Below are 7,155 nucleotides of genomic sequence, written 5' to 3' on the forward strand. Positions count from 1 at the left end.
GGCCACGTCGTCGGCCAGCTGGGCCGCCGCCTCGCGCGGGGTCAGCACCGGCAGGCGGGGTTTCACGCGGACGGGCGGTGGTGCGAACACCAGCTTGAGGTCGGCGATGGCCGCTTCCAGCGTGTCAAAGACCTTGGCCTCGTCCAAAGGCCAGGTCGCGCCCGAGGCGCTGGCCCAGGCCCGTTCCTGCGGCCAGCCGTCGCGCGGCCGCACCAGACGCAGCTCCGACAGGCCGAAATTTGCCATGACCCGGGCCACGGCGCCGATGTTCTCGGCCAGCTGGGGCACATTGAGGATGACGCAGGGCGGAGGAAATGGGGCGCTCATCGCCTCCCTTTGCCGCCGGGGCGTGCAAGGATGCAAGTCCCAACCGTCATCTCGTGCGTTACGGGTTGGTCAAGCTTGTCCAGAGGCCCGCCCATGTCGTTCCGCGCCGTAACCGCCGCCTGTTGCTCCTGGCGATCACCGGATGCTCGCGCGAGCCGGAAATGCTGGGCCAGGGGGATCTGGCCTTCGACCGCGCGCCCTGACCGCCCAGTTCCGCGCGGTCGAGATCGCCGCCGCGCCGGCCGTGCTGGGCGTGGCCGTACAGGACCTCAGCAGCGCCAGATCATCGCCTATAACGGCGACCGTCCCTTCCCGATGCAGAGCGTGTTCAAGCCCCGCTGGCCGCCGCCGCCCTGGCCCAGATCGAGTCGGGCCGGCTCTCGGCGGAAGAGATCATCGAGATCCGCGACATCGACCTGTCCCCGCCCCGCAGCGCCATCGCCGAGGCCTGGCCGAAACGCGCGCGCTACACGCTCGGCGAGCTGATCGAGCGCGCCGTGGTCGACAGCGACAACACCGCCGCCGACGCGGTGATGAAGCGGATCGGCGGTCCGGGCGTGGTGACCAGCTGGCTGGAGGGCAAGAAGGTCAAGGGCGTCAGCGTCGACCGCTATGAGCGGCAACTTCAGCCCGAAATCGACGGCCTGGCCTCGTTCCGGTCCGCCTGGAAGGGGCAGGCCGCCTATGACACGGCCGTGGCCGCCGTTCCGCCCGCCACGGCCCGCGCGGCGGCGAGCGCCTATCTGGCCGATCGGCGCGACACCGCCACCCCGATCGGCGCCGTGAGGTTCCTCGAGGCCCTGGCCCAGAACGAACTGCTCTCGCCGGCCTACAGCCGCCGCCTCAACGCCCTCATGACCCGGTCCAGCACGGGCCTGGCCCGCCTGGCGGCCGCGACCCCGCCGGGCGGAACCCTGGCGCACAAGGCCGGGACCGGTCGCACGGCCTTCGGGGTCAATCCCGCCACCAATGACATCGGCCTCTACACGCTCAAGGATGGGCGAAGGATCGCCGTGACGGTGTTCCTCACCGGCTCGACCCAGGACGCCGCCGCCCGCGAGGCGGTGATCGCCGAGGTCGGCGGGATCGTGATGGCAGCCGCCCGATAGGCCCCGGACGCGGGACTATTGGCCTTCGTCCGCCGGCGGGGACTCGACGGATCGGCGGGCCCGGGCTCCGGCCAGGGCGTGCAGCAATTGCCCCGGCTGCATCGGCTTGGCCAGGTGGCGGTCAGCGCCCGCCTCCCGCGCGGCGACGACGTGCTCGGCCATGGCGTTGGCGGTCAGCATGACGATCAGGATCGGGGGGGCGCCGGAGGCCGCCTCGAGGGCCCGGATCGCCCGCGTCGCGGTCAGGCCGTCCATGACCGGCATCTGCATGTCCATCAGGATCGCGTCGAACGCCCCGACCTCGAACGCCCGAACGGCCGCCTGCCCGTCCTCGACCATGGTGAGGTCCACGCCGAACGGCTCGAGCACGATCTCGACGACCTTGCGATTGGTGGGGTGGTCTTCGGCGACCAGCACCCGCAGGCCTTCCAGCGACACCTCGGCGTCATCAACCTCGCTGTTGGCGCCCTCGGCCGGGTCGGCGCTGGGCAGGGGCAGCTCGACCACGAAGGTCGCGCCCAGCCCAACCACGGCGCGGGCGTCGATCGTGCCGCCCATCATATTGGCCAGGGCCGCGCTGATCGACAGGCCCAGACCGGTTCCGCCGAACTGGCGGGTGATCGATTGGTCGGCCTGGACGAAGCGCTTGAACAGGCGCTCGCGCACCTCTTCGTCGAAGCCGACGCCGCTGTCGGCGACCGAAAAGCGTAGGCCACCCTCGGTATTTTCGACCGACAGCTCCACGCCGCCCATGCTGGTGAACTTGACGGCGTTGGCCAGCAGGTTGGAGAGGATCTGGCTGATCCGTCCGGCGTCGCCCAGATAGTAGCCCCGCGCCTCGTCGGTGATCGACCAGCGGAAGTCCAGGCCCTTGGCGTCGGCGGCGGCGCGGTGCAGCTCGGCCATGCCGGCCACCAGCACGTCCAGGTGAAACGGCGCGGTGGTCAGTTGGAACTCGCCGGCCTCGATCTTGGAGACGTCGAGGATGTCGCCCAGCACCTGCTCGAGCAGACGCCCCGATGAGGTGACCAGCGCCGCTAGCTCGCGTCGGCGATTGGGGTCGGCCTCTTCGGCCAGCCGGTCGCCGATGGCGATCACCCCGTTCAGCGGCGTGCGCAGTTCGTGAGACATATTGGCCAGGAACATCGACTTAGCCTGGTTGGCGCGCTCCAGTTCCGCCGTCCGCTCGGCGACGCGATCCTCCAGCGAACGCAGAAGCTCGACATTGCCGTCTCGCTGCCGGCGCAGGGTGCGGGCCAGGGCGCCGATCTCGTCGGGCCGGGCCTCGATCGGCACCGCGTCGGTGAGATCATCGGACCGGTGCGCGTCGGACAGATCGCCCAGCGGCCTGACGATGGCGTGGTTCATGATCCGGTACAGCAGCAGCACCTGGGCCAGCATCCCCAAAACGCCGAACAGCAGCACCCAGGAGGCGGACTTGACCGCCGACCAGACCAGATCGCCGGAGGGGAAGCTCATCAGGAAGTACCAGTCCGGCTCGACCAGCCGGCCGTAGGCGATCACTCGGTCGCCCTGCCGGCTGCGGATCACCCCGATGTCATCGCGCCGGGCGCGGATCTGGCGGACCAGGTCGACAACGCCCTCCTCCGCCTGCAGCTTGCTCAGCGCCCTGGCGTCGACAAAGCCGTTGCGGGCCAGGCCGGGCGAGGCGATCAGTTCGCCATCCGACGAGACGATCATGTTGCGGCCGCCCGGCAACGCGTCCTCGACGGCCCGCAGCAGATAGGAATCGAGCGACAGGGTGGTGCCCCAGGCGCCCAGATGCAGTCCGTGATGGTCGAAGGGCGTCATGCAGGCCGCGCTCAGCCCCCGACCGCTGGGATCGGAAATCAGTTTGCGCAGCTTGGTGCACTTCATCACCCGCGCGGGGTTCTGGGCCGGCAAGGTGAGGAGCATCATCTCCTCCTTGCTGATGTCCAGGTCGGTGGGCGCGGTCTGGCGGTAATAGAGCAGTCGATCCGGGCGCCGGGGCCCAAACATCACCAGACGGGTTTCGGGCGTGAAGAAGTAGAAGTTGTCGTAGCGGTTCAATTCCGCTTCGCCGGTATGGGCCACCACCTGGGCGGCGGCGAGATAGAGGGCCTTTTCCTGGTCCGATAGCGTGGCCTCGCGGGGCAAGTAGCCGCCGATCCCATAGACATAGGCGCCGTTGACTCGGCCGCCGTCATAGGCTGTCGCCGGCGTGCGCCGCGTGCCATCGCCCTTGCGCGGGAACAGGGCGTCGAAGTCGGCGTCCAGCGTACCGTAGTCGACCGAGGCCATGCGACGCGCCAGGGAATCGGACGCGGCCTGATGAACCTTGACCAGGTCGGAGAACAGACGGTCCTCGGTCTTGACCCGTTCGCCGACATATTCGCGCAGGTGCCGGATCTGGGTGTCGGCGGCGCTTTTTGCACGAACAGGAAGGTGGCCGCGGTGGCGACGCCCGTGACCACGATCGACAGGATCGCCACGATCGCCAGCAAGCGGCGCGCGAGGGGCGCGGTCACGTCATTGGTGATCTTGGACCTCTGCACGCTTTTCCTTAACTCCAGGACCATCAATAGGAGTTTACCGTGCGTTCAACAACTTAGCCCAGAAAACGCCGCAGCGATCCGCTCCGGCTTTTCCCTGGGGCAACAACAGTCTATAGGCTCGCCGTCCGCGCCGCACTTTTGGTCCTGTGCGCCAAAGCGTCACAGGCGCGCCACCGCCAGAGGAAAGCCCCCGTAATGGCCAAGATCAAAGTCGCCAATCCCGTCGTCGACATGGACGGCGACGAAATGACCCGCATCATCTGGAAACTGATCAAGGACAAGCTGATCTTTCCATACCTGGACCTCGAGCTCGACTATTACGACCTCAGCGTAGAGAACCGCGACGCCACCAATGACCAGGTGACCATCGACGCCGCCGAGGCCACCAAGAAGCACGGCGTCGCCGTCAAGTGCGCCACCATCACCCCCGACGAGCAGCGCGTCACCGAATTTAACCTCAAGAAGATGTGGAAGTCGCCAAACGGCACGATCCGCAACATCCTGGGCGGCGTGATCTTCCGTGAACCGATCATCTGCCAGAACGTGCCGCGCCTGGTGCCCGGCTGGACCCAGCCGATCATCGTCGGCCGCCATGCGTTCGGCGACCAGTACAAGGCCACCGACTTCCTGTTCCCCGGCAAGGGCGTCCTGACGATGAAGTTCGTCGGCGAGGACGGCGCGGTCATCGAGCATGAGGTCTATCAGGCCCCCGGGGCCGGCGTGGCCATGGGCATGTATAATCTCGACGAGTCGATCCGGGACTTCGCCCACGCCTCGTTCGCCTACGGCCTGACCCGCAACTATCCGGTCTATCTGTCGACCAAGAACACCATCCTCAAATACTATGACGGCCGCTTCAAGGACATCTTCCAGGAGATCTTCGACGCCGAATACGCCGAACAGTTCAAGGCCGCCGGCATCCATTACGAGCACCGTCTGATCGACGACATGGTGGCTTCGGCCCTCAAGTGGTCGGGCGGCTATGTCTGGGCCTGTAAGAACTATGACGGCGACGTGCAGTCCGACATCGTCGCCCAGGGCTTCGGCTCGCTGGGCCTGATGACCTCGGTGCTGATGACCCCGGACGGCAAGACGGTGGAAGCCGAGGCCGCCCACGGCACCGTGACCCGCCACTATCGCCAGCACCAGAAGGGCCAGAGCACCTCGACCAACTCGATCGCCTCGATCTTCGCCTGGACGCGTGGCCTGGCCCACCGCGCCAAGCTGGACGACAACGCCGAGCTGGCCGCCTTCGCCCTGACCCTCGAAAAGGTCTGCGTCGACACCGTCGAAAGCGGCTTCATGACCAAGGATCTGGCCCTGCTGGTCGGCGACAAGCAGTCGTGGCTGACCACCGAGGGCTTCCTCGACAAGATCGACGAGAACCTCAAGAAGGCCATGGCCTGATCCATGGATCGAGGCCGGCCTATCCGCTCCGGCGGACGGTGACCTCCAAGACGCCCCCCGGACCTCCGGGGGGCGTTTTTCGTTGGCGGCGGGCCGTCAGGCCGGCGAGAGGCTGGCGTCGAGGGCCCGCAGGGCCTCGACCATCATGGCGCTGATCTGGAAATAGCGCTGCATGCGCTCGGCCTGAGGGGGCGTCGTCAGGTCGGGATTGGTGTTGATTTCCCAAACCCGCATCGCGCCGGTGTCGGGGCAGATCGAATAGTCGATGCGGCCGTAGCCGATCCTGGCCAGGTCAAAGACGGCGCGGATCTCGGCCTCGTGGGGATTGGTGTCGACATAGGCCTGCTCGAGGTCAAGATATTCCGGCCCCACCAGATCGGATCGCCGCAGCATCCATTGGCGGCTGAAGATGACATGTTCGGCCACGATGCGGTCCCCGACCCGGTGGGCCGAGTACTTGGTATAGACCCCGGTTTCCGGATCCTTGGTGTCGGCGAACTCGACCACGTAAAGGCCTTGGTGTTCGGGCTGGGCTGCGATCGCCGCTCGCAGGGCCTCCCGATCGGGCAGCAGGTCGCTCGCTGCGCCGGTGTGACCGTCGTCCCGCCGCAGGAAGACCGGAAACCGGATCGGCGTCGTGTCGTCGATCTGGTCGGCGCGGTAGGCGGCGAAGGCGTTGCCGCGGGCCCGCAGGGCCTCGATCAGCGGAAAGCGGGTCAGCATGGTCCGGGGGTCGTTGACGATGGCCGCCGCGCCGAGATGGCGCTCGACCGCCGCCGCCAGCCCGCGGGCCGCGGCCAGGTCCGCGGCCCCGAGTCGGTCAAGATCGGTGAACACATAGACCGCCTGAGGCAGGTTGGTTCGCGGCAACAGGATGTCGTAGGGCACGACGCGGATGATCGGCTCCAGCTCGGCCCCGCGCCCTGCAGAAACGGAACGATGGTGTAGCGGTGGTCGCGCTCAATGCCGTAGACGATCATGAAACTCGAAGGCCCTGACAGTTTCTCCGGCGATAGCACAGGCTCCGGCGAGTCTCCAAAGATCGGCGCGCCCGGCGCCGCGACGCGCCCCGGTCGTCGACCACGCGGTCCCCCCGGGGCGCGGGCCAAAGGTCGACCAGGCGGGTCCCGCCCCACGCGAAGCCCCTTGCGGCGATCCCGCGATTAACCCTTTTATGGCCGCTCATGTCGCGGGGATCGCCGATGAGTTTGCAAAAGCGCCTTTGGGACCTGATCGTTCTGGGGATTTTCGTCTTCGCGGCCACCTTCGTCTCGGCGCCCTGGTTCGCGTTCCGGGCGCTGAAGGCCGCCGCCCAGTACGAGGACGTGCAGGCCGTCGGCGAGTTGGTCGACTTCCCCCTGGTGCGCAAGAGCCTGACCGCCCAGCTGGACGTCGCCGCCCCCGCCTCGGCGCCTGAGCCGCCGTCGATCTGGCGCAACCCGCTGGACGTGTTCAAGCGCGCCATGGGCCCGATGGCCCCTCCCGAGCCGAAGGTTGATCGCTACCTGACCATCGGCGGATTGCAGGACCTGACGCGCGGCTACGCCCCCGGCGGCGCCCCCAAGCCGGGCGCCCGGCCCGTGACCCTGGCCGAGCGGGCCAAGGCCGCGGTGACGGGTCCGCAACCGGGCATCGCTACTGGGATCCCAACGCGTGCGGATCGTCATCAAGCGGCCGGGCGCGCCGTCGAAGCAGACGATCTTCACCTTCGAGCGCAAGGCGCTGTTCACTTGGCGTCTGGTGCATGTGCGCCTGCCGCGCGACGAGCGCTGACC

General features: G+C 67.7%; 6 protein-coding genes and 1 pseudogene. 4 read left to right on the plus strand and 3 right to left on the minus strand.

What is annotated here, in order from left to right; all coding sequences use genetic code 11:
- A pseudogene (locus CSW58_RS08825) lies at nucleotides 1-327 on the minus strand (TrmH family RNA methyltransferase); the annotation flags it as partial.
- Nucleotides 328-380: 53 nt separating this feature from the next.
- On the opposite strand from CSW58_RS08825, the gene CSW58_RS14070 reads away from it, so the two are divergent.
- Nucleotides 381-530, plus strand: coding sequence for a hypothetical protein (locus CSW58_RS14070; RefSeq protein WP_161494591.1), 150 nt, complete (start codon nucleotides 381-383; stop codon nucleotides 528-530).
- 135 nt (nucleotides 531-665) lie between these two features.
- Nucleotides 666-1,436 carry a serine hydrolase gene (locus CSW58_RS08830; protein WP_099447043.1) on the plus strand — a complete coding sequence of 257 codons (771 nt, stop codon included), beginning with the start codon at nucleotides 666-668 and terminating at the stop codon, nucleotides 1,434-1,436.
- Between the two features lie 15 nt (nucleotides 1,437-1,451).
- On the opposite strand, the gene CSW58_RS08835 is transcribed toward CSW58_RS08830, so the two are convergent.
- Nucleotides 1,452-3,719: an ATP-binding protein gene (locus tag CSW58_RS08835; RefSeq protein ID WP_236627731.1), complete on the minus strand. Its 2,268-nt coding sequence runs from the start codon at nucleotides 3,717-3,719 to the stop codon at nucleotides 1,452-1,454.
- A gap of 449 nt (nucleotides 3,720-4,168) precedes the next feature.
- Here CSW58_RS08835 and CSW58_RS08840 point away from each other — a divergent pair, with 449 nt between their 5' ends.
- Complete coding sequence (locus CSW58_RS08840) at nucleotides 4,169-5,380, plus strand: NADP-dependent isocitrate dehydrogenase (RefSeq protein ID WP_099447044.1); 1,212 nt, start codon at nucleotides 4,169-4,171, stop codon at nucleotides 5,378-5,380.
- A 96-nt stretch (nucleotides 5,381-5,476) separates the two neighbouring features.
- On the opposite strand, the gene CSW58_RS08845 is transcribed toward CSW58_RS08840, so the two are convergent.
- A complete protein-coding gene (locus CSW58_RS08845; protein WP_099447045.1) occupies nucleotides 5,477-6,268 on the minus strand; it encodes a hypothetical protein in 792 nt (263 codons plus the stop codon).
- 314 nt (nucleotides 6,269-6,582) lie between these two features.
- Here CSW58_RS08845 and CSW58_RS08850 point away from each other — a divergent pair.
- On the plus strand, nucleotides 6,583-7,155 hold a 573-nt coding region (locus tag CSW58_RS08850), incomplete at its 3' end, for a DUF2939 domain-containing protein (RefSeq protein WP_236627732.1).

The organism is Caulobacter sp. B11, from assembly GCF_002737765.1.
In the GTDB taxonomy this organism is placed as follows: domain Bacteria; phylum Pseudomonadota; class Alphaproteobacteria; order Caulobacterales; family Caulobacteraceae; genus Caulobacter.

Excerpts from the sequence above, each read along its gene's own strand:
- CSW58_RS08835 (WP_236627731.1), bottom strand. The coding sequence starts at position 3,719 with ATGGCCTCGGTCGACTACGGTACGCTGGACGCCGACTTCGACGCCCTG.
- CSW58_RS08840 (WP_099447044.1), top strand. The coding sequence starts at position 4,169 with ATGGCCAAGATCAAAGTCGCCAATCCCGTCGTCGACATGGACGGCGAC.